Here is a 26,672-nt window from a genome sequence, read left to right as displayed (position 1 = left end):
GGCCCACACGGCGTTCGCGGAAGCGGGGGCGCCCGCCGCGGCGGCACGGGTGCGGCGCGAGCTGCCGGGCGGCCGGGCGGCGGGCGGCCGGCGCCCGATGCAGGGCTGGGAGGCGCTGACGGCCTCGGAGAAGAAGGTCGCGCGCCTGGTCGCCGAGGGCCACACGAACCGTACGGCCGCGGAGCTGCTCGTCGTCTCCCCGCACACCGTCAACACACATCTGACGTCCGCGTTCCGGAAGCTGTCGGTCAACTCCCGGGTCCAGCTGGCCAACCTGGTGATGGGTCTGCCCGAAAGCTGAGCTGACCTGGTACGTTCACGCGATGCCGGTCGCAGCCGCATGCGCTTGGCTGGACATCCCACCCAGCGGAGGTCCCCCTCGTGCCCGGAGCCACCCCCCTGCCGCCGACCGTCGTACTCGTGCACGGCGCGTTCACCGACGCCTCGTCATGGGCGGGGGTCGTGCGGTGCCTGCACGCCGGCGGACTGCCGGTGCGCGTCCCGGCGAACCCGCTGCGCGGCCTGGCGCACGACTCCGCCTACCTGCGGAGCGTGGTCCGGCAGATCGGTGCCCCGGTGGTGCTGGCCGGCCACGGCTACGGCGGCGCCGTGATCACCGACGCCGCCGCGGAGGACGACAACGTGGTGGCGCTCTGTTACGTCGCCGGGTTCGGCCTGGACGCCGGGGAGTGCCTGCTGGACGTCACGGGCCGCTTCGCCCCCATGCCCGGGGCGGACACCGCCCTGAGCGCGACCATCCCCGCGCGGTCCGCCACGACCCCGGGCGACGAGCTGTACATCCGCAGGGAGCATTTCCTTCAGGCGTACGCCTCCGACCTGTCACCCCGGGTCACGAACGTGCTGTCCGTGACGCAACGCCCGATCGCCCGCGACGCGCTGACCGCCCCCTCCGGTCCGCCGGCCTGGGCCGCCAAGCCGTCCTGGTACGCCATCGCCGCCGCCGACCGCATGCTCAATCCCACCGCGCAGCGCTTCATGGCCCAGCGGATGGCGGCCACCGAGTACGTGCTGAACGGTTCGCACGCCGTGCCGCTGTCCCGGCCCGACGCCGTCGCGGCGATGATCCGGGAGGCGGCGGGACGCTGCGGGAACGCCCGGATGCCGCGGTAGGCGGCCGGACGGCCCCCGGGCGACCCGGCGATCTTCTGGGCGGATGCATGGGGTAACATCCCCGCTCGGGCCGGAAGGGACCGGTATGGGCCGTCTCGTCGCCCCCCGAGACCGACGTCCCGGCCACGGACTCCACTCGGGAAGGCACCATCATGATCTCAGCGGTCAGACCACCGACGCGACGGATCGCCGCCTTCCTGGGGGCGGCCGCCCTGGTGCTCGCCGCGAGCGGGTGCGGCGCCGACACCGAGTCCGCCGCCGGCGAGGTGACCTCCATCACCGCGCTCGACTACTACACCGACGCCACCGAGCACGCCCAGTGGGGCGAGCGGCTGACCGCCTGCGGCAAGCAGGCCGGCGTCACCGTGGAGCACCGGAGCGTGCCGGGCTCCTCCCTGGTCCCGCAGGTGCTGCGGCAGGCGTCCTCGCGGACGCTGCCCGACCTGCTGATGCTGGACAACCCGGACGTGCAGCAGATCGCGCGGACCGGAGCGCTGACCCCGCTGGACCGGTTCGGCGTCGACTCCGGCGGCTTCACGCCGGGCATCCTGTCGGCGGGCAGCTACCGGGGGAAGGTGTACGGGCTGGCGCCCACGGTCAGCACGGTCGCCCTCTTCTACAACAAGGACATGCTCGCCGAGGCAGGTGTCGCCGTACCGCGGACCTGGGACGAGCTGAAGAAGGCCGCGGCGAAGCTGACCCGTCCGGGACGCTACGGCATGGCGGTCGACGCCAACCCCACGTTCGAGGGCACCTGGCAGTTCCTGCCCTTCCTGTGGTCCAACGGCGGGGACGAGACCCGGCTGGACACCCCCGAGGCCGCGCAGGCCCTCCGGCTCTGGGTCGACCTGCTGAAGAGCGGGTCGATGTCGAAGTCGGTGCTGAACTGGACGCAGGCCGACGTCCACGACCAGTTCGTCGCCGGCCGGACGGCGATGATGGTCAACGGCCCGTGGCGGATAGCCGCGATGAACAAGGAGGAGCGCCTGCACTGGGGGGTGGCCCCGCTGCCGGTCCGCCGTCCCGGGCAGACGCTGATCACCCCGCTCGGCGGTGAGGTGTGGACGGTCCCGAACAGCTCGTCCCCGGCCCGGCAGGCCAAGGCCGCCCGGGTCCTCGCCTGCCTGAACGATCCCTCGCACATGCTCGCCACGGCCCGGCAGTACTTCACCGTGCCCTCCCGCTCCGCGGTGGCCTCCCGGTACGCCCAGCAGGTCCCCTCGATGGCCGCCTTCGTGGAGAGCGTCGAGCGGGCCCGGGCCCGCACCGTCCGGCTGGGCGACAAGTGGCCCCAGGCGGCGACCGGCATCTACACCGCCGTGCAGGCCGCTCTGACGGGTGAGCAGACACCCGAGGAGGCGCTCAGGAACGCGCAGCGGATCGCGAACGGTGGCTGACCGGGGCCGGGAGCGGATCACCTGGTGGCTGTTCCTCCTGCCCGCGCTGTGCTACCTGCTGCTGTTCTTCGGCTATCCCCTGGTCAAGAACGTCACGATGGGCTTCCAGCGGTACACGGTCACGACGTTCTACACCGGTGACGCCCCGTTCGTCGGGCTGCGGAACTACGCGGAGGTCCTGCTCTCGGACGCGTTCCGGCGGGCCCTGCTGACCACGGTCCTGTTCACCGCCGGCTCGGTCCTCGGACAGTTCGTGCTCGGGCTGGCCCTCGCCCTGTTCTTCCGGCGCAGCTTCCCGCTCGGCACCCTGCTGCGGTCGCTGCTCCTGCTGCCGTGGCTGCTGCCCCTGGTGGTCTCCGGCACGACCTGGAAGTGGATGCTCGACACCGACACGGGCGTCGTCAACCGAGCCCTGCGCGACCTGCACCTGGTCTCGTCCGACGTGCCCTGGCTGACCGGGACCTCCGAGGCCCTGATGTCGGTGATCCTGGTCAACGTCTGGGTGGGCGTCCCCTTCAACACCGCGATCCTGTACGGCGGCCTCCAGGACGTCCCGGCCGAGCTGTACGAGGCGGCGAAGCTGGACGGGGCCGGCCGGTGGGCGGCGTTCCGCCACATCACCTGGCCGCTGCTGCGGCCCGTGGCGGGGGTCGTGCTGGTGCTGGGCGTGATCTACACGGTCAAGGTCCTCGACATCATCCTGGTGGTGACGGGCGGCGGCCCGGCCGGCGCCACGCAGACCCTCGCCGTCCAGTCGTACGACCTGTCCTTCCAGCGGTTCGAGTTCGGGCGGGGCGCCGCGACGGGGAACGTGCTCATCGTCCTCTCGCTGCTCTTCGCCCTCGTCCACCTGCGCGCCGGCCGTCGCGCGCGCGACGCCCGAGGGGTGGTCCGGTGAAACGCGCACCCGCGCGCGGCCTGCTGTCCACGGTCGCGGGGATCGTGCTGATCGCGCTGATGCTGTTCCCGGTGTACTGGATGGTGAACGTCTCCCTGCAACCGGCGGGCAACGCCCTGCGGGCCGGCTGGTTCCCCCGCCAGCCGTACCTCGGCGGCTACGCCACCGCCCTGCGCGACCAGTCGGGCGCCCTGGCGACCAGCCTCGTCGTGGCCCTCGGCAGTGTGGGCCTGAGCCTGGGACTCGGCGCGCCGGCCGCCTACGCGCTGGCCCGGTTCCCGCTCCGGGGGAGCACCGTCGTGCTCTTCGGCGTCCTGGTCACCCAGATGGTGCCGGGGATCGTCGTGGCCAACGCGCTGTACGGCGCCTACGCCGAGCTGGGGCTGCTGAACTCGCGCCTCGGGCTGGTCCTGGCCGACTCGACGGCCGGGGTGCCCTTCACGATCGTCCTGCTGCGGGCGTCGCTGCGGGGCATCCCGCAGGAGATCCTCGAGGCCGCCCGGGTGGACGGCGCCGGACACCTGCGCGTCCTGTGGTCCGTGGTGCTGCCGGTGAGCCGCAACGCCGTGATCACCGCGGGCCTCTTCGCCTTCCTCTTCGCCTGGAGCGACTTCCTCTTCGCGCTCACGCTGGACACCACCGGGACGGTACGGCCGGTCACCCTCGGCATCTACGAGTACCTGGGCGCGCACACGAACCAGTGGAACGCGGTGATGGCCACCGCCGTGCTGGCCTCCGTCCCGGCGGCGGCGCTGCTCGTCGTCGCGCAGCGCCGGGTCGCCACCGGGCTCACCGGCGGCGCCGTCAGGTGACCGGGCCGGCCCCGAGGTCCGCTTCGACGTCGTAACCGGTCTCCTCGTGCCCGGCGGCGGGGCGGGCGATGTCGGCGCCCAGGTCGAACGGCGCCCCCTCGATCGCGTTCTCCAGGGCGGCCTCCTCGCGTTCGGCCCGGACCCGGCGGTGGTGTTCGCCCAGCCGTTCCTTGAGCTGCCTCAGGTGGAGGGGGTCGTGCTTCGGTTCCGGGGCGTCCGGGTGCGTCGGCTGCGCTGCCATCTCAGCGGTCGCCGTCCTGGTGCAGTTCGGCCACGTAGCCACCGGGGAAGCTCACCACGGCGCTGGAGCGGCCCTTGGCGGTGTACGGCCCCGACAGCACCTTGGCGCCCGCCGCCTCGGCCTTGCGCAGCGTCGCCGTCAGGTCGGGCACCGCGTAGCCGGTGGTCTCCCGTCCGAAGGGGTAGGGGAGGTGGCCGTCGGTCACGCTGACGACCGTGTTGCCGTACGGCGACCGGACGGCGATGCGGCGGTAGGTCTCCTGGGGCAGACCGATCTCGCCGCCGTCCGCCGCCCGCTGGTCGGAGACGATCCGGCCGCCGGTGAAGCGCAGGTAGGAGTGGAGGAACTCGTCCACCGAGTCGGGCGTCAGATAGACCCTGTTGTCCGGGACGGTCTCCAGGGGCGCGTACGAGGGGGCCTTGGTGTGCCAGTAGAGCTGGGCGTTGACGCCACCCGGGAACTGGACGACCGCGTCGCGTCCGATGGGGTCGTCGAACGGCGCGACGACCACGTTGGCGCCGCTCTTGCGGGCCTGCCGGACGCCCTCGTCGAGGTCGCTCATGAGCCAGCCCGTGCGCTCGGCTCCGAACGGGTAGGGCACCGGCGTCTTGAAGTCGAACACCGACAGGGTGCCGACGGGCGAGAGGACGAGCTCCGACTCGGTCTGGCTGGGCGTCGGGGTGACGGTGGTGACCACCTTGGCCGTGTGCGTCCCGCCGAAGGTCGCCTGCCAGCTCGTGACGAACGCGTCCACCGCGCCGGGGGTGACGTAGACGTGCGTGGTGTCGTACTGGGGACCGACCGCGGTGGTCGTGGCCTTCGCGGCGGGCCCGTCGTCCTGTGCCGACGAGGGCGCCCCCGCCCCCATCACACTCAGCGCCACCAAGAACGCGGGCAGCGTCCGTGCCAGAGCCCTGCGCTTCATTTTGCCGTCCCCTTCCGCCTGATCCGTGTGGTCCGAACGGTAGGGACCGGGCACGGGGGTGATCATGCCGTCAGCGCCCCGCGTGTTGTCTGACAGGGAACAGCCGCCCCCGGTCAGGGGCCGGTCGGCGGCTCCGCCGCGCCGGGTGCCGTGCGGGCGGTCCGGGCCGCTTCACGCCACCGCAGCGGTGACACGCCGTACGTCTCCCGGAAGCTGCGGCTGAAGTGGGAGGGGCTGGCGAAGCCCCAGCGGGCGGCCACCGCGGCGATCGACCGGTGGGCCGCGCCGGGCCGGGCCAGTTCCTCCCGTGCCGCCTCCAGCCGGCGGGCCCGTATCCAGGAGCTGACGGTGGTGCCCTGCTGCTGGAAGAGCCGGTGCAGATAGCGCAGGGAGACGCCGTGCTGGTCGGCGAGATCCCGCGGGCTGAGGCCGGGCTCGCCCAGCCGCTCCTGCACACAGGCCGTGATGCGCTCCCACAGGCCCGTCTCGGACCGGCTGCCGACCTGCTCCAGGGCGACGGTGGCCAGGATCTCGGCGGCGACACCGGCGAGCCGCTCACGCCGGCCCGCGGGGGCCCGGGTGACCTCCTCGACGAGCCCGTGCAGCAACGGCAGCAGCAGCGCCGCCGCGCCCTCCCCCTCCTCGTGCGCCACGGTGGCGGTGAGGGCGGACAGCTGCCCCTCGTCCAGGCGCAGCTGGGCCCGGGGCACCATGAGGATCCGGGCCCGCTGCGGGCGCGGCAGCACGACCCGGAACGGGCGCCGCGCGTCGAGGAAGGACAGGCTGCCGGGCAGCAGTTCGGCGGTGCGGCCGTCCTGGAGGAGCAGCGCGCCGCCGTCCAGTTGCTGACGCACCAGGATGTGGGTGCGCCGGTCGGCGGCGACCGACCGGGCGGTGCGCACGACCGTGCCCGGTCCGGACCCCACGGTGGCGATCTGGAGCGGCCCCCACCGCTCGGTGGCCAGTTCCGCCGCCCACGGGCGGCCCCGCTCCACGGTGACCTCCAGGTCCACGAGGACCCGCGACAGCGCGCGCTGCCAGGCGGCGACCCGGTCGGCGGGAGCCACGTCCCGGGTGGTGAAGGAGAGCCCCGGGAAGGGGGCGGTCGGCGATCCGGTCAGCACGGCGTGCCTCCCGGTGCCCGGCCGGTGCGCGCGGCGGTGCCGTGGGGGCGACCGTCGGCGGTGCCGTGGGGGCCGCTCTCGACGGTGTCACGGGCGCTTCCCCCGGTGGTGCGGCCGGGCGTGACGGCGGCCGCGGGCACGGCGCCGTGCCGCCCGGCCGCCCGGCCGCACGGCGCGGCCGGGCGGGTGGCCGGTACCCGGGTACGCGGGCTCGGGGAGGCGGGCGGGCACCAGCCTCTGTCGGGGAGGGGTCCTGTGACGGTGGGCATGTTGTGAGCGTGCTGTGCCGGGACCGCCCGGTGCATCAGTCGGTCGACTGGTTCGTCGGATCGCACCGCGCGCCCTCAGCTCAGACGGGCGCGCAGGAAGGCGCAACCGGTCTCGACCGCCGTCCGTGTGGTCGCGCTGTCGTGCAGGGCGTGCAACGTCACGAAGTCGTGGACCGTACCGAGGAACCGTACGGCGGTCGTCTCGACACCGGCCGCGGAGAGATTGCGCGCGTACTGCTCGCCCTCGTCCCGGGCGATGTCGGCCTCGGCGGTGACGACCAGCGCCGGCGGCAGTCCCGCCAGGTCCTCCGTCCGCGCCCGCAGCGGTGACGCGGTGGGTTCGTCGCACAGGTCCGGATCGGCGACGTAACGCGCCCAGTAGCCGCGCAGCGCCCGCCGGGTGAGCAGGTGTCCGGTGGCGAACCGCCGCTGCGAGGGGCTGTCGCAGCGGGCGTCGGTGAGCGGGTAGTACAGCAGCTGGGCGGTGATCCGCGGCCCGCCTCGGGACTTCGCCAGCATGGTCACGGCGGCCGCCAGGGTGGCTCCGGCGCAGTCGCCCGCCACGGCCAGCCGGTCCGGGTCCAGGCCGAGTTCCCCGGCCCGGGAGACCATCCGTTCCAGCAGGGCGTGGCACTCCTCGAGCGCCACCGGGTAGCGGGCCTCGGGGGTGCGGCTGTACTCGGGGACGACGGCGCACACGCCCGCGCCGATGACCAGTTCGCTGATGAAACGGGCATGGGTCTGCGCGTCGCCGAGCGCCCAGCGGCCACCGTGGACGTACAGCAGGGCGGGGAGCGGGCCGGTGGCGCCGGCCGGGCGCACGGTCCAGAAGCCGAGCAGCCCGGACGGCCCGGCGGGGGCCACCCGGAACACCGCGTCCACGGGGAAGTCCTCGATCCGGTCCACCTGCGTCTCCCGCAGCGCCTGGCGGCCGGTGTCGGGGGCGAGGTCGTCCAGGGACGGCGGGAGCGCCGACGCGGTGACGAGCCGCCGTACCACCGGGTCCAGGACGACGCGCGCCCGGGAGTCACCGCCCGGCCGGCCCCGGGAGGCCGCCGGCGTCACTCCCCCTCCCCGGGCCCGGCCGCGCCGCTCGCCGACGGGGCCGGGCGGCTCGGGCGGGCCCCCGGCTCAGCCGTCTTCAAGGAGGTCACGCAGTTGGTGGCGGCGGCTGACGCCGAGCTTGGGATAGACCTGGTAGAGGTGCGAGCCCACGGTGCGCGGCGAGAGGAAGAGCTGTTCACCGATCTCCCGGTTCGACAGGCCGTCCGCGGCCAGCTGGACGATCTGCCGTTGCTGTGCGGTCAGCTGCTCCAGCGGACCGCCGGTGCGCGGGGTGCGGGCCGCCCCGCTGGCGCGGAGCTGGCGCGCGGCGGCCGCCGCGAGCGCACCGGCGCCCAGGCGTTCCGCGGTCTCCAGCACGCCGGTCAGCTGCCGGCGGGCCTCCACGGTACGGCGGTGACGGCGCAGCCACACGGCGTAGTCGAGGCGGGCGTGGGCGCGTGCCCAGGGCCAGCGGTCCGCCTCGTGGTTGACCAGGGCGAGCTGGTAGTGCTGCTCGGCGTCGTGGTCCGGGCCGGTGAGCGCGGTGGCGTGGTGCAGCAGCAGCGTCATCCGGGTGCTGGGGCGCTCCCCCTGGTCCGCACGGACCCGGGCGAGGATCGGTACGACCTCCGCCGACCGGCCGGTCCGCTGGGCGGCCACGGCGAGTTCGGTGATGCTCCGTGGCGACAGGAAGGGGTGCAGCGGCGAGCCGTCGGCGGTGAACAGCTCGCGCAGTTGCCGCCAGCTCTCGTCCCAGTCCCCCAGCGTGATGGCGGCGAGCCCCCGGGCGCGCAACAGCCGTGCGTGGGTGGCCCGGTTCTCCTCCAGACTGACGGCACGCCAGACCGCGGGGGTGAGCCACGGCTCCGGCGGGAGGGTGCCGCGCAGTGCCAGCAGGGTGAGGGCCTGCGCCTCCAGGTCCGCCCGCAGCCGGGGCAGCCGCAGCACGGCGGCCTCGTCCGCGGCCTCCCGGGCCAGCGACTCGGCCTCGGCGAACCGTCCGGTGGCCACGAGGGTGTCCAGGAGGGCGAGGACCGACCAGGCGCGGACGCCGAAGGCACGGGAGGCCGCGAGGTGGGCGTCCGCCTTGCGCAGCTCGGCCAGGCGCATGTCCGCCTCGTCCGCGTGGTAGGCCACCATGGCGACCGTCAACCGGCGGATCAGCGCGTCGGGGGCGTCGTGCAGCGCGCTGTGCGGGCGGCCGAGGTCCGGCAGCCGGTGGACGGCGGCCGGCGGCCGGACCACGGTGGTGGCGAACGCGTGCAGGGCCTGCTGGGCGTCCGGCGTGTCCAGACGGCCCAGCAGCCCGGCCCCGGGGGGCTGGGGCGGGGGTGACGGGGTGGTCTCCGGGGTCCGGTCCAGCAGCGTGGCCAGGGTCTCCCGGTGCTCGGGCAGGCCGGACTGGAAGGCGACGCCCGCTGCGAGGGCCGCCACGACGAGCCCGGCCGGCCGGCCGGCCTCCGGGATGTGCTCCGCCATGTTCGTCAGGACGTCGACGGCCTCCCGCTGCCCGGACTCCTGCGACAGGACCGACGCGAGGGCACCGGCCGCGGCACACGCGAGCCGCGCGTCCCCGATGCCGGGGCGGGGGGCGGTCGTGGCGTCGGGGGCGGGGCCCGCAGTGGTGGTGTCGGCGGTGGGGTCGGGGGCGGTCGTGTCGGTGCCGGCTTCGAGGGCGGTCGTGTCGGTGCCGGCTTCGAGGGCGGTCGTGGAACCGGCGGAACGTCGCGGCCCGGTCGCGTCACCGGCCGTACGCCCCGCGATGGTCGCCCCCTTTGTCGTACCGCCGGAGGTGAACGCGTCGTCGGCCGCGTGTTCCGGGTCGGTCGCTTCCCGGACGAAGCAGCCGTACAGGTCGCGTACCCAGGCGGGGTCGCCCACCGCCTGCGCCGCCACCAGGGCCTCGGCCAGCCGGCGGGTGCGTTCCCGCGGGCGCGGGCTCAGCCGGGCCGCCCGTTCCAGAGCCCGTGCGGCCTCCACGGCGTCGCCGCGCCGCCAGGCGGAGTCCTCCAGCGCGGCGGCCACGGGTTCGCTCGTGCCCAGGGTGGCGGCGGCCCGGTGCCGGGCCGCCTCCTGTGGCCGTGCGACGGTCCGGGCCAGGTCGCGGTGGGCCCGGTGCCGGGCGTCCGCCGGACAGCGCGCGAACGCGGCCGACCGTGCGAGCGGATGCCGGAAGACGACGCGGTCCTCGGCCAGCGTGACCAGACCGGCCGCCTCCGCCGGGGCCCACACCGTCAGATCATCGGTGTCGAGGGCGGCCATGAGGGCGGCGACGCTCTCGCCCGGCGCCGCGGCGGCCGCGTACAGCAGGGCCCGTCCGGTCCGCGGGGGCAGCCCGTCGAGCCGTGCCCCGAACGCGTGCGCCGTGGAGGGGCGCCGCGCCGGTCCGGCGCCGGTCAGCCCCGCCCGGGCGGGGACGGGCGCACGGCGGCCCAGTTCCACCAGGGCCAGCGGGTTGCCCGCGGCCTCCTCCAGGATCTCCAGCCTGCGCCTGCCGGTGGGGGGCGCGGGCAGGCGGTCCAGCAGCGCCGCCGCCGCCGGCACGCCGAGCGGGTCCAGGTGCAGGCGTTCCATGTCCGGGGGCGAACCGGGCGGCGGCGCGTCACCGCGCGCGGTGAGCAGGAGCCGCACCGCTCGGCCGGTCAGGGAGCGGGTCCCGGCGCAGAGCGCGTCCAGGAAGGCGGGGTCGCAGTCGTGGGCGTCGTCCACGGTCACCAGTAAGGGGCTGAACCCGGCGAGCCGGTCCAGCAGCGCCAGCACGGCCGCCCGCACCTGGGCGTCGTCCGGCAGGGCGTCCGCGCGGGCGGGGTCCAGCGCGGCGGTCAGCACGCGGCCGTGCCGGTCCGGCAGGGCGGGCACCTCGTCCAGCACCGGCGCCAGCAGCTGCCGGAGACAGGCGCGCGCGTGCCGCCGGTCCGCCGTCCAGCCCGCTGCCGACAGCACCCGCATGCCGTGGGCGGTGGCCAGGTCGCGGACGTGGCGGAGCAGTGTCGTACGCCCTATCCCCTCCTCCCCGAGGAGCAGCAGCGACTGGGGGCCGCCGGGCTGCCGGGTGAGGCACCGCGTGATCCGGTCGATCTCGCCGTCCCGGCCGAGGGGGCGCGGCGTCGCCGTCCCCCGCGGTGGGCGGCCGGCTTCCGCTCGGTCCGGGGGCTGGTGCGGGGGGACGGTCATACATGTGCTCCGGACCTGCTCGATTGCCCTTGCCGGGGGCGTCTTTCCTGGCCGGGGCCATCATTCGGGGTACCGGGACGGCGACGCTTCTGTCAGATGACCGGTCGTCCGCCGTGGCCGTGGCCGTGCCCGGTCGCGGCGGAGCGCGTCCGGCCTCGGGTGCGACGGGGCCGGTGCGGCTGACAGGATGCCGACGTCCTGACCACCGGCCCGAGGGAGAACGACCGTGACGCACGCTGGTGCCGAGTACACCGCCGATCCGGGCATCCTGGGCAGAGCCGCCGAGCTGTCCCGGCTCGACGGCCTGCTCGGAGCGGTGGACGGCACCGGCCCGCAGGTGCTGGTGCTGGTCGGCGAACCGGGAGCGGGCAAGAGCACGCTCGTCGACTGGACGGCGGAGCGGGGCCGGGCCCGCGGTCTGCGCACACTGCGGGTGCGGGGCAGCGAGGAGGAGGCCGGGCTGGGGCTCTCGGGCATCCACCAGCTGCTGCATCCGCTGCTTCCCGGCGACACGCTGCCCGCGCCCCGGCGGGAGGTGCTCGACCGGGCCTTCGGTCCGGCGGGGCAGGGCCCGGCGGCCCTGGCCCAGCTGTCGCTCTGCGTCAGCGTGCTCGCCCTCCTCGACGACGCCGCGGCCCACCGGCCGCTGCTCCTGCTGGTGGACGACGCCCAGTGGCTCGACCTGGGCTCGGTGGACGTGCTGGGCTTTCTCGCCCGGCGCCTGGAGGGGAGGCCGGTGGTGCTGCTGCTGGCCGCCCGGGAGGATGCCGTACCGGCCCGTTTCGACCGGGACTTCCCGCGGGTGACCGTCGGCCCGCTGAGCCGGGCGGCGGCCGGGCTGCTGCTGGACGCCCAGCCGGTCCCGCCGCGCGGCCGGGCCCGGTCCCAGGTCCTCCAGCAGGCCGCCGGCAACCCCCTGGCCCTGATCGAGCTGTCCCGGTCCCTCGCCCGCGGTCACGGCGGCACGGGCCGGGACGGCGCCGCCACGCTCCCGCTCACCGCGCGTCTGGAGAACCTCTTCGCCGCCGACCTGCCGGAGCTGCCCGGGACCACGCGGGAGGTGCTGCTGCTGGCCGCCGCGGCGGGCACCGGACGGCTGGCCGAACTGCTCCGTGCCGCCCCGTCGTCGGACGTCGTCGAGGCGCTGGCGCCCGCGGAGCGCGCCGGTCTGGTGCGGGTCGGGGACGGCCGGGTGCACTTCCGCCACCCGCTGGTCCGCTCGGCCGTCTGCCAGGCGGCCTCCTTCGCCGAGCGCCGACGGGCCCACCTCGCGCTGGCCTCGGCCCTCGCCGGGGAGCCGGACCGCCGTGCCTGGCACCTGGCCGCGGCGGCCACGGGGCAGGACGCGGAGGTCGCCGACGCCCTGGCGGCAAGTGCCGAGCGCGCCCGCGCCCGGGGCGGGTACGCGACGGCCGCGGCGGCGCTGGAACGCGCCGCGGAGCTGACACCGGAGGCGGAGCCGCGCGCCCGGCGCCTGCTGGCGGCCGCGCGGGCGGCCATGCTCGCCGGCCACCCGCAGTGGGTGGGCGAGATCAGCGGGCGCGTCGGCGAGCTGACCGAGGATCCGCGGGTGCGTGCCGAGGCGTCCCTGCTGGGCGGCTGGGCCCTCGGGGTGACCCTGCGCGACGACGAGGCGCTGACGCTGCTGTTCGGGGTCGCCGAGGCCACCGCCCGGTCGGCTCCGGACCTGGCGATCGGCACCCTGGGCACCGCCGCGGCCTCCGTCTACAACTCCGGGGCGCCGTACCACCGGAGCGAACTGGAGCGGATCAGCGCGCTGGTCGACGACCCGGGCGCCGCCGACTCCGCCGCCCGGCTCTGGGTCCGGGCCGTCATCGATCCGCACCGCGACCGGGCGGGGCAGGTACGGGCGCTGGAGGAGGCGCCGGCCGCCGGGGCAGCGGAGTCGCTGAACGACCTCACGGCGCTCGGCGCCGCCGCCTGGATCCTTGACGACACCGAGCGGGCGGTCCGCGTGCTGGGCCGGGCCGTGGACCTCCTGCGGCGGGCCGGGAGCGCGGGGTCGAACGCGACGGTGACGCACGCGCTGGCGCTCGCCCTGTTCGAGAGCGGTTCGTGGAAGGCGGCCCGGGACACGGCGGACGAGGCCTTCTGGATGGCGACGGAAGCGGGGGCCGCCAACGTCACGGTGAGCGCGTGCCTCCTCCAGGCGACGCTGAACGTGCTGCGGGGCGAGCACGTCGCCGGGCGGACCCGCGCGCTGGAGGCCGTACGCGACGTGGACCTGCGCCGATCGCTCAGCCTCCAGGTACGGCACCGGTACGCCATGGGGATGGCCGCGTTCGTCGCCGGTGACCACGCCGACGCCTACGAGCAGCTCCGCGCCACCTTCACCCGCGACGTCCGCCCCGCTCCGGTCCACTACCACGCCTCCCTGTACCACCTGGGGGACCTGGCGGCCGCGGCGGTCCGGGCGGAGCGGACGGACGACGCCCGCGCGGTGGTGGACGCCGTCGAGCGGGCCCGGGCCGCCGACCGCTCGCCCCGGCTGGCCGCCGTCCTGCACCGGGCCACCGCCCTGCTGAGCGACGGCGAGGACGCCGAGGAGCACTTCCGCGCCTCCCTCGTCGATTCCGTCACCGACTCCGTCACCGGCTCGGTCACCGACTGCTGGCCCTTCGAACAGGCCCTCACCCGGCTCGACTTCGGGGAGTGGCTGCGCCGGCGGCGGCGCAGCGCCGAGGCGCGGCCGTACCTCACCGCGGCGCTGGAGTGCTTCGAGCGGCTGGACGCCCGGCCCTGGGCCGACCGTACGACCGCGGAGCTGCGGGCCACGGGAGCGCCGGCCGCGACGGAACCGAGCCCGGTGAGCGCGCTCACCCCGCAGCAGTTCCAGATCGCCGAGCTGGCCGCGCGCGGGCTGACCAACCGCGACATAGCGGCCCGGCTGTACCTCTCGCCCCGGACCGTCGGCTACCACCTGCACAAGATCTTCCCCAAGCTCGGCATCCGCACCAGGGCCCAGCTCCGCGACGCCCTGTCCCAGGACCCGCCGCGGTGACCCGCCGCGGTGCCCCTGGACGGTGCCCCGGGGCGTGCGGGCGCGCGGGCCCGGGGGTGTACGGGCGCGCGGGCCCGGGTCACCAGCGGACGGCCTTGAGGTCGACCGGCCGCGGGCGCAGCAGGCTCGTGCGCTCCGTCAGGCCGCGCAGCCGCCGGGCCATCTCGTCGGCCGGCAGGCGGCGCCGGTCCCCATGGCCCGGCAGGACCCACTCGAACCGCAGCCGTCCCGCCGTCCTGGCCAGGGAGGCGGCGAGCTCCTCGATCGAGTACCAGGTCACGCTCTCGGCGACTTCCAGGTCACCGGTCGTGCGGGACCAGTAGAAGCTGTCGCCGCTGAAGCAGAGGCGGTCGTCGGCGAGGTACAGGACGCTGCCCCGGGTGTGTCCGGGCAGGGGGTGGACGGTGACGCCCTCGGCGATCTCCAGCGGGTCCACTCCCCGGATCACCCGGTCGGCGTCCGGGGCGGCGTCCAGGTCGCCCTCGTGGATCCACAGCCGGGCGCCGAAGTGGTCGGCGTAGCGGCGGCCGTGGGCGGCGTGGTCGCGATGGGTGAGCAGTACGTCGGTGACGGGGCGCACCGCCGCGTAGCGGTCGGCCAGTTCCCGGCTCCAGCGGGGGGTGTCGATCATCATGGCGGTGCCGGTCGGGCGGAGCAGCAGGTAGGAGTTGGCGCCGGCGGTGTGCGGCGAGTTGTGCCCGCAGATCAGCACGTCGTCGTCCAGCGCCAGCGGGAACGGGTCCAGCGCCCGGTCCGCGCGGCCGGTCACCGGTCGGATCGAGCGGGTGGGGCAGGCGAAGACCGCGGCGTGCAGGCGCCGGTCCTCCGCCTCGTCGGCCGGCGGGCGCAGGATCACGGACTTGCCGCCGGCCTCGCCGATCAGTTCGGGCGCGAACTGCCGGGCCACGTCACAGTTCGTGCAGCGGTCGTCCACGTACCAACCGTCCACGGGGTCTCCTTCCACGGTGGGGCGACCCGGGCGGGGCCGCCCTCTCAGGGGTATCCCGCCGGGCGTCGGACCGGTAGCCCGCGCCCTCCTTGTGTTTCCGGCGGCCGGGCGCTCTCGACGGGACGTTCCGCGGGGAGCGGTGCGATCCGCGAGGAGCGGTACGGGTCCGTGAGGAGCGGGGCGGTCATGCCGGGAGCGTCACCGCCCACTGTCCCGGGTCGCCCGCGGCCCGGCCACTCCTGAACGGCTCCGGCTGCTCCTGATGCGGCGTCGCCCGCCCCTGGACCGGTTCGGCTCCGCGCCGCTGCTCCGGGAGCGGCTCAGTCCCGTACCTCGAAGCCGCCGCGTCCGTCGAACCGCACCTCGCGCACGGTGTCGAAGCCGTCCGCCTCCGACGGCCTGCGCAGTCGCCTCAGCGTGGCCAGGACGCCGACGTCGGGGACCCGGTCGCGGCCCTCGCGCGCGGCGTTGCGCCGCAGGGAGCCCGGCACGTCCGGCGGGAACCAGTAGGCCGTCACGGTCGCCCCGTGCGCGCGGGCCGCCCGCACCAGCGGGTTCCACTCCGCGGGCGACGGGTTGGTGTTGTCCACGGCCACGGCCCGCCCCGCCGCCAGGTACTCCTCCACCAGCCGCATCTGCCGGCCCTGCCTGTTCCTGGCGCCGCGCGGGATGAGGTCCTTGCTCACCAGCGCGTACCGCCCGGACAGGCACCGCGTGAAGAAGGTGGACTTCCCGGACGCCTGGAGTCCGACCAGCACCGCCAGGTCCGCTCGTGTCGCCATACCCGCCACGATGGCACGCCGGCCCCGGCCACGGGTGGTTCGGGGGCCCCGCCGGTTACGGGTGGTCCGGGGCCCCGCCGGCCGCCGTCCGCGCGCGGGCCACGGACCACCGTACGGATCAGCCGTCCGCCCGGTCCGCGTCCCGGACCGCCAGCAGACCGGTGACCTGGGGGCGGATCTCCTCCCACACGGCGGGCGGCAGCTCGCCGAGGGCCGTGTCGCGCAGGGCTTCGAGCGACTGCTCGGGGTCGGCGGCGCCGGGCGCCGTTCCGCTGAGCACGTCGTATCCGTCCCGTACGGCGACCCGCAGCCGGTGCCGCGTGCCGCCTTCGGCGGGCAGGGCCGCGTGCAGGGCCGAGGCGACGACGAGCGGCGGCTCCCCGCCCGCCGCGCCGGGCAGCTTGCGGTAGGCGGAGGCGATCGGCGCACGCCAGGCCAGGCTGAGCAGCACGGGACGCTTGGCGACCACCTCGGCCAGGTCCGCCTCGCGGACGCCGTCGGCCTCCAGTACCGTCGCCCGGGCGTCCAGCACGAGGGCGGGGGGCAGCAGACAGCGCAGGGTGCTGCCGACGAGGTTGCCGCCGACCGTCGCCGTCCGCCGCACGGCGCCGGTGCCGACCGTGGCGGCGGCCAGCCGGACGACGTCCGGCAGTCGTGCGTCGATCCGGTGCAGCACCACGGCGCCGCCGAGGGTCTCCCGCCCGATGACGTTCGCCTCCGGCACATCGCGCAGCGACATGGCGAGTTCGGGGAATCCGTCCCGCTGCCAGGTCGCCCAGACGAGGGTCGCCCCGCCGATCGGCACGGCCCCCTCGGCCAGGCACTGCCGGGCTTCCGGCACGGACGTGGGCAGACGCAACAGCACGGCGGCCGACCTGCCTTCCTGGGCTCGGGGCGAGGGGCGGCCGGTGTCCGGTCGCCTGCCCGCCGACAGCGCAGTCTGGTCAGGCGGGAGGGGGCGCGTACAGGGCTCACGCGAGCATGCGCGCGCTCGCCGCCCGGGCCGGCGTGCGCGCCGCCGCATCGGACGGCACGCACCGGTGACGTGTGCGCGCCGCGCCCCTCTCCCGGGCGGGCGTCGCGCCCCTCTCCCGGGCGTCGGTCCGGCTCCGTGACCCGGCCGGGAAACACCGCCACGCCCGGCGGGGAAGCACCGTCGCGCCCGGCTGGTCGGCCCGTTCGGGCCGGAGGTACTGCCCGGGGCCGCCGGCACGGAGCCGGGGGCGCCGGCACGGCCGCCGACGGGCGGACGTCTCGCGGGTCCCGCCCCGCCGCGCGAACGCGGAGAGCGCCCGTCACCGGACTTCACCGGACTTCACCGGCCATCGGCGACCGCCCGCACGGCAGAACCTCGCAAGGCCCGCCCCGCCCCCGGTGGGCCGACCGCCTTCAGTCGCCCGTGGCCACCGCCTTCAACTCGGTCAGCGCCTCCCGGACCAGCTCGGCCATGTCCCGCTCCCCGGCCGCCTCCAGCCAGCGCTCGAAGCCGACCTTGAAGACGGCCACCCCGGCCTCGGCGGCCAGGCTCGCGGCGGGCTCGCTGACGCCGCGGCGGCGCAGCGCGCCGGCGAGCGCGGCCGACAGCGAGGCGAGTTTGATCAGCTCGCGTTCCCGCAGCTCCGCGTTGGCCGTGATCACGGCCTGCCGGGTGCGCGCGTAGGCGTACCGGCCGGCGAAGGCCGCGCAGAGCGAGTCGAGCCCGAGCGCCACCGCGTCGATGGGCGCGGCGGCCTCGGGGGCGTCGGCGACGGCCCCGACGAACAGCCCTTCCAGCTCGCCGGCTCCGGCGAAGAGCACTTCCCGTTTGTCGGCGTAGTGCCGGAAGAAGGTCCGCTCGGTCAGCCCGGCCCGCTTGGCGATCTCCGCCACCGTGGTCTGTTCGTAGCCGCGCTCGCTGTAGAGCTCCAACGCCGCTTCCGCCAGGCGCCCGCGCGCGTTCGGCTCCCATCTACCCATGCGGAGATCCTAGCGATGACAGTGACTGTCATCGAGTGCTAGGGTCGATGACAGTCACTGACATCAAGGGGCAGGAGTTCCTCCCATGCGTTTCTTCGTGACCGGGGCGTCCGGCTGGATCGGTTCCGCGCTCGTGCCCGACCTCCTCGAGGCGGGGCACCGCGTCGTCGGGCTGGCCCGCTCCGACGCCTCCGCCGCGGCGCTGGCCGAGGCCGGTGCCGAGGTCGTCCGCGGCACCCTCGACGACCTCGACGTCCTCGGCGAGACGGCCGCCGGGGCGGACGGCGTGATCCACCTCGCCTTCAAGCACGACGTGGCCTTCGGCGGCGACTTCGCGGCAGCGGGCGAGGCGGACCGCCGTGCCGTGGACACCTTCGGCGAGGCGCTCGCCGGCACCGGCCGGCCCTTCGTGCTCGCCTCCGGGCTGGCCGGTCTCGCACCCGGGCGGGTCGCGACCGAGCGGGACACGCCCGCGACCGAGGGCTGGGCCGCCGCCGTCCGCGCGGTCACCGCCGAGGCCGTGCTGGCCCTCGCCGGGCGCGGCGTCCGTTCCTCCGTGGTGCGGCTCTCCCCCACCTGCCACGGCGACGGGGACAACGGGTTCATGGCGACCCTGGTCGCCATCGCCCGGGCCAAGGGCGTCTCCGGCTACATCGGCGACGGCGCCAACCGCTGGCCCGCCGTGCACCGCCTGGACGCCGCCCGGCTGTTCCGGCTGGCGGCCGAGAAGGCGCCCGCCGGGTCGGTGCTGCACGGTGTCGCGGAGGAGGGGGTCCCGATCCGGGACGTCGCGGAGGCGATCGGCCGTCAGCTCGGCGTGCCCACGGTGTCCGTGGCGCCCGGGGACGCCACCGACCACTTCGGCTGGCTCGGCGAATTCCTCGGCATGGACGTCGTCGCGTCGAGCACCCTGACCCGCGAACTGCTCGACTGGGCGCCGGTCCACCCCGGGCTGCTCGCGGACCTCGACAAGGGCCACTACTTCCACCGCCCCACCTCGGGCTGACCGGCCCCGGACAGGGAGAAGTCCTGCCGGGGCACGGGGCCCGGCAGGACTCACCGGCCGGAACCGGAAGGGGTGCCGCGAGGCCCGCCCTCCGGGCGGACGGCGGGACTTCGACGACAGGACCCGGCGCCCCGGCAGGCGGCGTTCGCCCGTCCGGGAGCCACACCCTCAAGGCAGTGGGGGGAGCGTCCAGGGCGTCGCGACGGGGCGGACGCCGCCTGCTGCGGCGTTAGCCGCGGCGCCCTGCCGGACCGTGGGCGGCGGGGTTCCGCTCCTCCTCGGACGGAGCCGGGCCGGAGCCGGTGTCCGGCGTCCGCGCCCGGTCCCCGTGCCCCGGCCACCAGGCGGCATGGCCGATCAGGGCCGTGAGGCTCGGGGTGAAGAACATCGCCATGACGAACGCGGCGACCGCGATGCCGAAGGAGACCGCGAAGCCCATCTCCGACAGCAGCGAGTTGCCCGCCAGCATCATCGTGGCGAAGGTCGCCGCCAGGATGAAGCCCGCCGCGGCCACGGTCGGTCCGGCGTGCCGGAGCGCCATGCCGGCCGCCTCGCGCGGACTACGGCCCTCCCGGGCCTCCTCGCGCAGCCGGGCGATCATGAGGATGTTGTAGTCGGTGCCGATGGCGACCACGAAGAGGTACATGATCACCGGCAGCATGAACATGAGGCCGGAGTGGCCCTGCCCGTCCTGGAAGATCCACACGGTGGCGCCGAGGGTGGCGCCGAAGCCCAGGCCCACGGAGGCCATCAGGTACCAGGGAGCGACGACACTGCGCAGCAGCAGTCCCAGGATGACCATGATCAGGAGGGCGGCGACGGGGAAGACCGTCTTGTAGTCGTGGTTGACCGCCGCGTTGATGTCCTTGAAGATCGAGGACATTCCGCCGACGAAGGCCTCCGTGCCGCCCGGCGCGGACGCGTGGGCGACGTCGCGGACCTTGCCGACGGCGTCGATCGCCTTGTCCGTCGACGCCTCGTACTTGAGCGTGACGGTGAAGTCCGCGGTGGTGCCCTCCTTGTTGACCTGGCTCATGCGGACGGCCGCGACGCCGTCCACGGCGCCGAGCCGACGGGCGTACGCGTCGAAGGCCGACTTGTCCAGCGGCTTGCCGTCGGTGCTGGTGAGGTAGACGTCGGTGGGCGCCGCGGCGCCCGCCGAGTACGCCTTCTGCAGCTCGTCCTGGACGACCATGGACTCCTTGGTCTTGGGCATGGAGCCCGACGCCAGGTCGAAGGTGGCCTTGTAGCCGAAGGTGCCGGCCGACAGGACCAGCAGGATGAGCCCGGACACCACGGCGGTCAGCGCCGGGCGGCGCTGCACGCTGCGGCCGATGGCGGCGAAACGGGCGTTCTCCGGCTCCTTCTGCCAGGACTTGGAGGGCCAGAAGACCTTCGGTCCGATGAGCGAGACCACGGCGGGGATCAGGGTCAGGCCCGCGATCAGGGTGGCGCCGACCGCGATGGCGAGCGCCGGGCCCATCTGCTTCAGGAAGCCCAGCGTGGACAGCACCAGGGCGAGGAAGGCGATGATGACCGCGCCCGCCGCCGAGGCGATGGCCTCGCCGACCCGGGCGACGGCGTTGACCATGGCCTGCTTGGGTTCGTCCCCGGCGCGCAGGGCTTCGCGGTAACGGAATATCAGGAACAGGAAGTAGTCCGTGCCCACGCCGAAGAGAACGACGATCAGGATCGACGAGATCGAGCTGTTGGCCTGGAGGCCGAACAGCCTGGTGGCGTAGGCGATCAGTCCGTTGGCGACCGCGGAGACCAGGCCGATCAGCACCAGGGGCAGTACGGCGAGGATCGGTGCCCGGAAGATGATCAGCAGCGTGACCAGGATGATCACGAACGTACCGACACCGATGAGCGCTTGTCCGCGCTTGGACGAGTCCTGCTGGTCGAGCGCCTGCGCGGCGGAACCGCCGAGTTTGACGTCGAGGTGTGTGCCCTCGGCCAGTTTCCCGACCTCCTCACGCAACACCTTCGCCGCGTCCGCCTGTTCGGGCTGACCGGCCTTCTTGCTGTCCATCTGCACCAGGGTCAGGGTGTACCTGCCGTCCTTCGACGGCTGGCCGGGGACGACCTTCTGGACCTGGTCGATGTGCTTCTTGCCCAGTTCGGCGCTGATCCGGGCGACATCCTGCTGGTCGGCGGCGGTGAGCTTGCCGCCGTCGGTGCGCTGGTAGAGCGCGATCGCGGACGGGGTGAAGGCGCTGGGGAAGGCCCTCTCCTGGAGTTCCGCCGCTTTGATGGACTCGTAACTCTTGGGCAGGAAACTGCTCTCGTCACTGTTCGAGGGCAGACTCGGGGCGGTGGCGACGATCGCCACCGCGGCGATCAGCCACGCCACGATCGTCCAAACGGGATGACGGACGACGGCGTTGCCTATTCGTCGGAACATGCGGAGGGTCCTCCTGGGAAGGAAGATCACCGCAGCCCGGGGAGCGGTCCCTGGCATCGGCGACCCGACCGGCCCGCGGCGAACGGGCCGGTCGCATGGTTGTCTTGATCCCACATCCTAGTGACCGCGCACACACGGCCCCGCACCAGCCGGGCCGTTCGGGCACCGAAACCGGGATGAACCCGCGGGGCACGCCGGTTGGAAGGTGGGCGGGACGTCGACCGGGTGGGTTTCGTCGAGGCATGGCAGGAGTGGCACCGGGCCAAGGAGGAGGCACTGGCCGGACCGCACGGCTTCCTCGCGGTCACCGGTCTGCACTGGCTGGGCCCGGAACCGGAACGCTTCGCGGACGCCCCGGGAGCCCAGGCCCTGTCGTCAAACTCCCGCCTGCTTCGCGACGCCATGCACGCTCCCCCACTGCCTCAAGGGCGTGGGAGGTGCCCCCACTCGCCGCACCGGGCCCCGACCCAAGTACGTCCAGTACGCGGGCCGGGGCCCGGCACTCCCCCAGCCTTCGGCCGGGGGGACCCCCAGAGCACGCGTCTGACGCCGCGAAGCCCGCCCTCCGGGCGGACGGCGGGAGTTTGACGACAGGACCTGGTCCGCGACCGCCGACGGCGTGGTGGTGGAACTGGCCGGGGGCGAGGAACTGACCGTGGACGGCACGGTGGTGCGCGGCCGGTACGCGTTCGGGGTCGTCCCGGAGCGCGGGAGCCGGTACGCCGACTGGGGCGACGCCCGGCTGGAGGTCGCCCGGCGCGGCGGCCACGATCTCCTGCGGCCGCGTCACCCCGGCAACGCGCTGCGCACCTCCTTCCGCCACACGCCCGCCTACGCCCCCGACCCGCGCTGGGTCGTCACCGGCCGTTTCGTACCCTTCGAGGAGCCCCGGCCGGTCACGGTCGGCGCGTCCGTGGAGGGGCTGGAGCACGTCTACGACTCCCCCGGCCGCGTCGAGTTCGAACTGGACGGCGCCCGGCACGCCCTCACCGCGTTCAACGGCAGCGCTCCCGGCGGTCTGCTGGTGCTCTTCACGGACCGCACCTCGGGCGTGACGACGTACGCCGCGAACCGCTCCCTGCACCTCGCCGCACCCGGCCCCGACGGCACGGTCACGCTCGACTTCAACCGCGCCGGGAACCTGCCGTGCGCCTACACCGACCTGGCCACCTGCCCGTTGCCGCCCGCCGGGAACCGGCTGCCGGTCGCGATCGAGGCGGGCGAGCGCATCCCGCTGGAGCGCGGCGGACGGCCCTGACCCGACCGGGTACCGGCTGCCGCGTCCCGCGCGACGGCCGTCCCGTCGCGCGGGTCGCCTCGCCTGCGGCATGATCGGGACGGCGACGACGGTACGGGGGGCGGGTATGGAGTGGTCCGAGCGGGTGGTCGTCCGGGACGGGGTCCGGCTGGTCTGCCGCGACTGGGGCGGCCCGGGGCCCGCTGTCGTGCTGCTGCACGGGCTGGCCGGTCACGCGGGTGAGTGGGACGGGCTGGCGCGGCGGCTGGCCGGACGGTTCCGCGTGGTCGCGGTCGACCAGCGCGGACACGGCGCCGGTGAGCGCCGTCCGGACGACGTCTCGCGCGCGGCCCACGTCGCGGACGTGGTGACGGTCGCCGGGCGACTCGGGCTGGACCGGCCCGTCCTCGTCGGGCAGTCGCTCGGCGGCCATACGGCGATGCTCACCGCCGCCGCCCACCCCGGACTGGTCCGCGCGCTGGTCCTCGTCGAGGCCGCGCCCGGCGATCCCGACCCGACGGCGCCCGGGACCGTCGGCGCGTGGCTGGACTCCTGGCCCGTACCGTTCCCTTCCCGGCGGGCCGCGGTGTCCTTCTTCGGCGGCGGCCCCGTGGGAGAGGGCTGGGCGGCCGGGCTGGAGCGGCACGAGGACGGCTGGCGTCCCCGCTTCGACCGGGACGTGATGGTCGCCTCGCTGGCCGAGAACGCCCGGCGGTCCTCCCGGCCCGAGTGGCGGCGCGTCGGCTGCCCCACCCTGGCCGTGTTCGCGCAGTCGAGCCTCATCCCGGAGCGGGACGTCGACGCCATGCTGGGCCAACGGCCGCGGACGCTGTCGGCGAGTGTCCCGGGCACCGGACACGACCTGCACCTCGAACGGCCGGAGGTGCTGCACGGCCTGCTGGAGGGCTTCCTCATCGACCTCGTCTGAGCCCGGGGGCACGCCGGCCGTTCCGCGCCGAGTGCGGCGCGTAGCGGCGGCGGTCAGCCGGTGGCGCCGACGGGCACCGGTGACCTGCGCCGGGCCTCGTCGATCACCCGGGCGCCCCGGTCGGGCGCGGTGTCCAGCCGCGCGAGGACGGCCGGGGCCGCGATCGAGGGGAGCAGATGGCCGTACAGCGCCGCCATGCGGTCGTCCAGGTCGGCCCAGCCCGTCACGGTCTGCGAGACCAGCTGCACGCCGATCCAGGAGCCGAGGAAGACCTGGGCGGTCTCCTCGGGCACCACGTGCGGGAGCACCTCGCCGCGCTTCTTGGCCTCCCCGAGGACGCACGAGGTCAGCCGGGCCCAGGCCGGCCAGGAACCGCCGAGCGCGGCATGGCCCCGGAGGTCGGCCGAGAGCCGGACCCCGGCGAGCAGCAGGGGTTCCCGGGGCAGGCGCCGGGCCAGGGTCATGCCCGCGTCCACCCACTCCTGGAGCTTCAGCTCCCGGGGCAGGTGGTAGGCGGGGCGCAGTTCCTGGAGCACGCCCCGGGCGAGGGCCGCCTTGGAGCCGAAGTGGAAGTACAGGGCGCCCTTGGTCACGCCGGCCCGCCGGAGGATCTCGGCGATGGTGGCGGCCGCGTAACCACGTTCCGCGAACACGGTCGCGGCGGCTTCCAGAACCGCGCGTCGGGTCCGGACAGCTCGCTCCTGCTGAGCCACGGACAGTCCCCCCGCTGAAAATTCAACCAACCGGCTCGTACCGTACCGCACGGAAGCTCGGGGACACGGCGTGCGCGGACCGTCGGCGGACCCGGTGCGGACGGCCGGCGCGCGCGTGCGGCGGCGGCGTGCCGCGGGTCCGCGGCCGGGGCGCGCCTTCGCGCAGGTGTCCAACCGGAACACGGGGGCATCGGCGCTATATGGATGCACTGTCATGGGCACCGCGTGGGCGGGAGCGGGCGCGACGGGCGGCGGACAGCAGGGCGATGGCCGTGGCGGCCCGGTCGGGCTTCGCGGCGCGCGGGCTGATCTACGTACTCGTGGGGGTCATCGCGTCGCAGATCGCCTTCGGCGGCGACGGCGGCGGCCACCAGGCCGACCGCGGCGGCGCCCTGGACGAGCTGGCCGGCCGGCCCTTCGGATCGGCGCTGCTGTGGGTCGTGGGCGTCGCACTCGGCGGCATGGCGCTGTGGCGGCTGTCGGAGGCGGTGTTCGGCGGATCGGGCCCGGACGGCTCCAAGCTCTCCAAACGGGCGACGGCCCTGTTCCGTTCCGTCTTCTACGGCTTCGTGTGCTACTCGGTGCTCTCCTACGCGGCCGGGGACCGGGGCAGCGGCAGCGGGTCGTCCGACCGGCACACCGACGACGTCACCGCCCGGGTGCTGGACTGGCCCGGCGGCCAGTGGCTCGTCGGGGCCGCGGGCGTCGGCGTGGTGATCGCCGGGCTGTGGATCGCGGTGCGGGCGGCGCGGAAGAAGTTCCGCAAGCACCTGCGCGGCGGTGCGATGTCCGGCCGGACCCGGCGGTTCGTCGAGTTCTTCGGGGTGACGGGCGGCACCGCCCGTGGCATCGTCTTCGCCGCCGCCGGTGTGTTCGCCGTGGTCGCGGCCGTCCGGCACGAGCCGGGCCGGGCCCGGGGCATGGACGACACCCTGCGCGGGTTCCGGGACCTGCCGGCCGGGCCCTGGCTGCTGGCCCTGGTCGCGCTGGGCCTGGCCGCGTTCGGCGTCTTCTCCTGGTGCAACGCCCGCTGGCGCGACGTCTGACCCGGGGGCCGGGGCCGGTCAGCCGTCGGAGTCGGGCTTGTCGCGGGCCGCCGCGTACGCCTGCGCGGGGGTCATGGCGACGCCCTTCAGCTCGACCGTCTTGTAGGGGCTCACCTCGGCGCACTTCCCGGCCTGGTCGGCGGTGGAGGCGTGGGCGCCGCCGACCGCGGCCCCGGTGTCGGCGGGCGCCGGGGTGGCGGCGGCCGTGCCGGGATACCTGTCGCCGCTGGGCCAGTCGCCGCCGACCACCAGGGTCAGTCCGCTTCCGGTGCCCTCCTTCAGCCGCGAGGCGGGCAGGCCGAGCGCCTCGGCGACGGTCAGCGCCGCCGCCTTCCGGCCGGCGCCGTAGGTGAGGGTGGTGGCGGACGCGGGGCTGGGGGCGTTGCCCGTGGTGGTGGCGGAGCTGAAGCCCTGTCCGGTGAGGGCGGTCGCGATCCCGGAGGCGCGGCCGGTGATGCCGGTGCCGTTCTCGACCGTCACCGCCACCTCGGAGGCGGGCACGGCGGAGGGGGTGGCCCCGGCGGTCGCGGAGGGCGCGGCGGGCTTCCTGCCGGAGCCGGTGGTCAGCGGCCGGTCGTCCGCGATGGAGGCGAACAGCGCCTTCGCCCCGGGGCCGACGACGACCCGGTCGCTGTCGGCGGGGTCGGGGGCCGTCTGCATCGTCGCGAAGGTGATCCGCCGGGTGGGCACCTTGTTCACGTCGGCGGCGAGCCCGATCAGCTTGTTCACGCTGCCCAGGCCGTCGTCGACGGTGAGCGCCTTGGTGGCGGCGTCGGAGAGCTTGTAGACCTTGGTGGGGTCGGTGAGCGTGCCCGCGCTCTTGAACTTGCGGATCATCGAGCTGAGGAAGATGTGCTGCGAGACGGTACGGCCGAGGTCGCTGCCGTCTCCGAAGCCGTGCCGGGACCGTACGAACTCCAGCGCCGCCTCGCCCTTGAGGGTGTGGGCGCCCTTGGACAGCTTCAGGTGGGAGTAGGTGTCGTAGACGTCGTCGCTGACGCACACGGAGACACCGCCGACCGCGTCGGACATCTTGACCACGCCGGCGAAGTCGAGCTTGACGAAGTGGTCGATGGGGATGCCGGTGAGCTGGTGGACGGTGGCCACCTGGCAGGCGGGCCCGTACCGGAGCGCGCTGTTGATCTGCCCGTAGTAGCCGTTCGTGGACTGGTCCGACTCGCTGTCCGCGCAGGCCGGCACCTTGGTCATGGTGTCGCGCGGGATGCTCATCACGGTGGCGGCGGAGCGGTCGGCGGATATGTGCAGCACCATCTCCACGTCCGCGTTGCTGCCGGTCTGCACCCCGGTCTTCGCGCAGCCTCCGCCCAGGGCGCAGTCCGCCTTGCTGGTGCGGCCGTCCGAGCCCATGACCAGGATGTTGATGGGGGTGCGGCCGAAGGCGTCGGCCTTCTCGGCGCCGCCCTTGCCGTCCAGCGAGATGCTGTGGATGTTGCCGTTCAGGTGCTGGTAGAACCACCAGCCCACTCCGGCCGTGGCCACCACCAGGGCGGACAGGGTGACGGCGGTGGTCCGCAGCACCCGTCGGCCGCGGCCCGGGCCACGGGCCCGGCCGGTGCGCTCGCCGCCGCGGGCGCGTGTGCCGCCGTGCTCGCC

The 26,672-nt window shown here is 75.0% G+C and carries 21 protein-coding genes and 1 pseudogene; 10 read left to right on the top strand and 12 right to left on the bottom strand.

The window, feature by feature from the left end:
- The 5 genes from IF37_RS0132885 to IF37_RS0132865 form a co-directional block, all read left to right on the top strand.
- Nucleotides 1-301: response regulator transcription factor (locus IF37_RS0132885; protein WP_173457063.1), on the top strand; the 301-nt coding region annotated here is incomplete at its 5' end.
- Between the two features lie 80 nt (nucleotides 302-381).
- Nucleotides 382-1,131 (top strand): alpha/beta fold hydrolase, encoded by a 750-nt coding sequence (locus IF37_RS0132880; protein ID WP_253915918.1) that lies wholly within the window; start codon nucleotides 382-384, stop codon nucleotides 1,129-1,131.
- A gap of 152 nt (nucleotides 1,132-1,283) precedes the next feature.
- Entirely contained in the window at nucleotides 1,284-2,528 is a 1,245-nt protein-coding gene (locus IF37_RS0132875; protein WP_030751108.1) for an ABC transporter substrate-binding protein, read from the top strand.
- The gene (locus IF37_RS0132870; protein WP_030751106.1) at nucleotides 2,521-3,426 is read left to right on the top strand and encodes a carbohydrate ABC transporter permease; all 906 of its coding nucleotides are present in this window, start codon (nucleotides 2,521-2,523) and stop codon (nucleotides 3,424-3,426) included. Before IF37_RS0132875 ends, IF37_RS0132870 begins: the two co-directional genes overlap by 8 nt.
- The gene (locus IF37_RS0132865; RefSeq protein ID WP_030751102.1) at nucleotides 3,423-4,238 is read left to right on the top strand and encodes a carbohydrate ABC transporter permease; all 816 of its coding nucleotides are present in this window, start codon (nucleotides 3,423-3,425) and stop codon (nucleotides 4,236-4,238) included. Before IF37_RS0132870 ends, IF37_RS0132865 begins: the two co-directional genes overlap by 4 nt.
- Here the strand turns inward: IF37_RS0132865 and IF37_RS0132860 are convergent.
- The 5 genes from IF37_RS0132860 to IF37_RS46500 all read right to left on the bottom strand — a co-directional run bounded on the left by IF37_RS0132860 (nucleotide 4,231) and on the right by IF37_RS46500 (nucleotide 11,015).
- Nucleotides 4,231-4,479, bottom strand: a complete 249-nt coding sequence (locus IF37_RS0132860; protein ID WP_052845498.1) for a hypothetical protein — start codon at nucleotides 4,477-4,479, stop codon at nucleotides 4,231-4,233. The genes IF37_RS0132865 and IF37_RS0132860 overlap by 8 nt on opposite strands.
- A 1-nt stretch (nucleotide 4,480) precedes the next feature.
- A complete protein-coding gene (locus IF37_RS0132855) occupies nucleotides 4,481-5,404 on the bottom strand; it encodes a VOC family protein (RefSeq protein ID WP_030751096.1) in 924 nt (307 codons plus the stop codon).
- Nucleotides 5,405-5,517: 113 nt separating this feature from the next.
- On the bottom strand, nucleotides 5,518-6,528 hold the full coding sequence (locus IF37_RS0132850; RefSeq protein WP_253915917.1) for a helix-turn-helix domain-containing protein: 1,011 nt from the start codon (nucleotides 6,526-6,528) through the stop codon (nucleotides 5,518-5,520).
- Between the two features lie 344 nt (nucleotides 6,529-6,872).
- Entirely contained in the window at nucleotides 6,873-7,862 is a 990-nt protein-coding gene (locus IF37_RS0132840; RefSeq protein ID WP_030751087.1) for an alpha/beta hydrolase, read from the bottom strand.
- Between the two features lie 66 nt (nucleotides 7,863-7,928).
- Nucleotides 7,929-11,015, bottom strand: a complete 3,087-nt coding sequence (locus IF37_RS46500; RefSeq protein ID WP_052845497.1) for a LuxR family transcriptional regulator — start codon at nucleotides 11,013-11,015, stop codon at nucleotides 7,929-7,931.
- Nucleotides 11,016-11,241: 226 nt separating this feature from the next.
- On the opposite strand from IF37_RS46500, the gene IF37_RS0132830 reads away from it, so the two are divergent.
- Entirely contained in the window at nucleotides 11,242-14,037 is a 2,796-nt protein-coding gene (locus IF37_RS0132830; protein WP_173457059.1) for a LuxR family transcriptional regulator, read from the top strand.
- A gap of 79 nt (nucleotides 14,038-14,116) precedes the next feature.
- Here IF37_RS0132830 and IF37_RS0132825 read toward each other — a convergent pair whose 3' ends face one another.
- From IF37_RS0132825 to IF37_RS0132810, 4 genes are all read right to left on the bottom strand, one after another.
- Nucleotides 14,117-14,986 carry an MBL fold metallo-hydrolase gene (locus tag IF37_RS0132825; protein ID WP_030751078.1) on the bottom strand — a complete coding sequence of 290 codons (870 nt, stop codon included), beginning with the start codon at nucleotides 14,984-14,986 and terminating at the stop codon, nucleotides 14,117-14,119.
- A gap of 320 nt (nucleotides 14,987-15,306) precedes the next feature.
- Nucleotides 15,307-15,768, bottom strand: a complete 462-nt coding sequence (locus IF37_RS0132820) for an ATP-binding protein (RefSeq protein WP_030751075.1) — start codon at nucleotides 15,766-15,768, stop codon at nucleotides 15,307-15,309.
- 118 nt (nucleotides 15,769-15,886) lie between these two features.
- Nucleotides 15,887-16,633, bottom strand: a complete 747-nt coding sequence (locus IF37_RS0132815; RefSeq protein WP_030751073.1) for an FAD binding domain-containing protein — start codon at nucleotides 16,631-16,633, stop codon at nucleotides 15,887-15,889.
- A gap of 524 nt (nucleotides 16,634-17,157) precedes the next feature.
- The gene (locus IF37_RS0132810) at nucleotides 17,158-17,724 is read right to left on the bottom strand and encodes a TetR/AcrR family transcriptional regulator (protein WP_030751070.1); all 567 of its coding nucleotides are present in this window, start codon (nucleotides 17,722-17,724) and stop codon (nucleotides 17,158-17,160) included.
- An 85-nt stretch (nucleotides 17,725-17,809) separates the two neighbouring features.
- Between IF37_RS0132810 and IF37_RS0132805 the strand changes: the two genes are divergently transcribed.
- Nucleotides 17,810-18,730 (top strand): SDR family oxidoreductase, encoded by a 921-nt coding sequence (locus IF37_RS0132805; RefSeq protein ID WP_030751068.1) that lies wholly within the window; start codon nucleotides 17,810-17,812, stop codon nucleotides 18,728-18,730.
- A 229-nt stretch (nucleotides 18,731-18,959) separates the two neighbouring features.
- Here IF37_RS0132805 and IF37_RS0132800 read toward each other — a convergent pair whose 3' ends face one another.
- Complete coding sequence (locus tag IF37_RS0132800) at nucleotides 18,960-21,134, bottom strand: MMPL family transporter (RefSeq protein ID WP_030751065.1); 2,175 nt, start codon at nucleotides 21,132-21,134, stop codon at nucleotides 18,960-18,962.
- A 613-nt stretch (nucleotides 21,135-21,747) separates the two neighbouring features.
- Between IF37_RS0132800 and IF37_RS0132795 the strand changes: the two are divergent.
- Nucleotides 21,748-22,392: pseudogene (locus IF37_RS0132795) on the top strand (DUF1684 domain-containing protein); the annotation flags it as partial.
- A gap of 106 nt (nucleotides 22,393-22,498) precedes the next feature.
- On the top strand, nucleotides 22,499-23,299 hold the full coding sequence (locus tag IF37_RS0132790; RefSeq protein ID WP_030751060.1) for an alpha/beta fold hydrolase: 801 nt from the start codon (nucleotides 22,499-22,501) through the stop codon (nucleotides 23,297-23,299).
- A gap of 53 nt (nucleotides 23,300-23,352) precedes the next feature.
- On the opposite strand, the gene IF37_RS0132785 is transcribed toward IF37_RS0132790, so the two are convergent.
- Entirely contained in the window at nucleotides 23,353-24,012 is a 660-nt protein-coding gene (locus tag IF37_RS0132785; protein WP_030751057.1) for a ScbR family autoregulator-binding transcription factor, read from the bottom strand.
- Between the two features lie 266 nt (nucleotides 24,013-24,278).
- On the opposite strand from IF37_RS0132785, the gene IF37_RS0132780 reads away from it, so the two are divergent.
- Nucleotides 24,279-25,058, top strand: a complete 780-nt coding sequence (locus IF37_RS0132780) for a DUF1206 domain-containing protein (RefSeq protein WP_030751054.1) — start codon at nucleotides 24,279-24,281, stop codon at nucleotides 25,056-25,058.
- Nucleotides 25,059-25,076: 18 nt separating this feature from the next.
- On the opposite strand, the gene IF37_RS0132775 is transcribed toward IF37_RS0132780, so the two are convergent.
- Nucleotides 25,077-26,597 (bottom strand): LCP family protein, encoded by a 1,521-nt coding sequence (locus IF37_RS0132775; RefSeq protein ID WP_030751052.1) that lies wholly within the window; start codon nucleotides 26,595-26,597, stop codon nucleotides 25,077-25,079.
- Nucleotides 26,598-26,672: the final 75 nt, after the last annotated feature.

The organism is Streptomyces sp. NRRL S-31 (genome assembly GCF_000718775.1).
Classification (GTDB): Bacteria; Actinomycetota; Actinomycetes; order Streptomycetales; family Streptomycetaceae; genus Streptomyces.
This window is presented reverse-complemented; position numbering and strand designations above follow the sequence as displayed.

Excerpts from the sequence above, each read along its gene's own strand:
- IF37_RS0132875 (WP_030751108.1), top strand. The coding sequence starts at position 1,284 with ATGATCTCAGCGGTCAGACCACCGACGCGACGGATCGCCGCCTTCCTG.
- IF37_RS0132860 (WP_052845498.1), bottom strand. The coding sequence starts at position 4,479 with ATGGCAGCGCAGCCGACGCACCCGGACGCCCCGGAACCGAAGCACGAC.
- IF37_RS0132855 (WP_030751096.1), bottom strand. The coding sequence starts at position 5,404 with ATGAAGCGCAGGGCTCTGGCACGGACGCTGCCCGCGTTCTTGGTGGCG.
- IF37_RS46500 (WP_052845497.1), bottom strand. The coding sequence starts at position 11,015 with ATGACCGTCCCCCCGCACCAGCCCCCGGACCGAGCGGAAGCCGGCCGC.
- IF37_RS0132820 (WP_030751075.1), bottom strand. The coding sequence starts at position 15,768 with ATGGCGACACGAGCGGACCTGGCGGTGCTGGTCGGACTCCAGGCGTCC.
- IF37_RS0132810 (WP_030751070.1), bottom strand. The coding sequence starts at position 17,724 with ATGGGTAGATGGGAGCCGAACGCGCGCGGGCGCCTGGCGGAAGCGGCG.
- IF37_RS0132805 (WP_030751068.1), top strand. The coding sequence starts at position 17,810 with ATGCGTTTCTTCGTGACCGGGGCGTCCGGCTGGATCGGTTCCGCGCTC.
- IF37_RS0132800 (WP_030751065.1), bottom strand. The coding sequence starts at position 21,134 with ATGTTCCGACGAATAGGCAACGCCGTCGTCCGTCATCCCGTTTGGACG.
- IF37_RS0132790 (WP_030751060.1), top strand. The coding sequence starts at position 22,499 with ATGGAGTGGTCCGAGCGGGTGGTCGTCCGGGACGGGGTCCGGCTGGTC.
- IF37_RS0132780 (WP_030751054.1), top strand. The coding sequence starts at position 24,279 with ATGGCCGTGGCGGCCCGGTCGGGCTTCGCGGCGCGCGGGCTGATCTAC.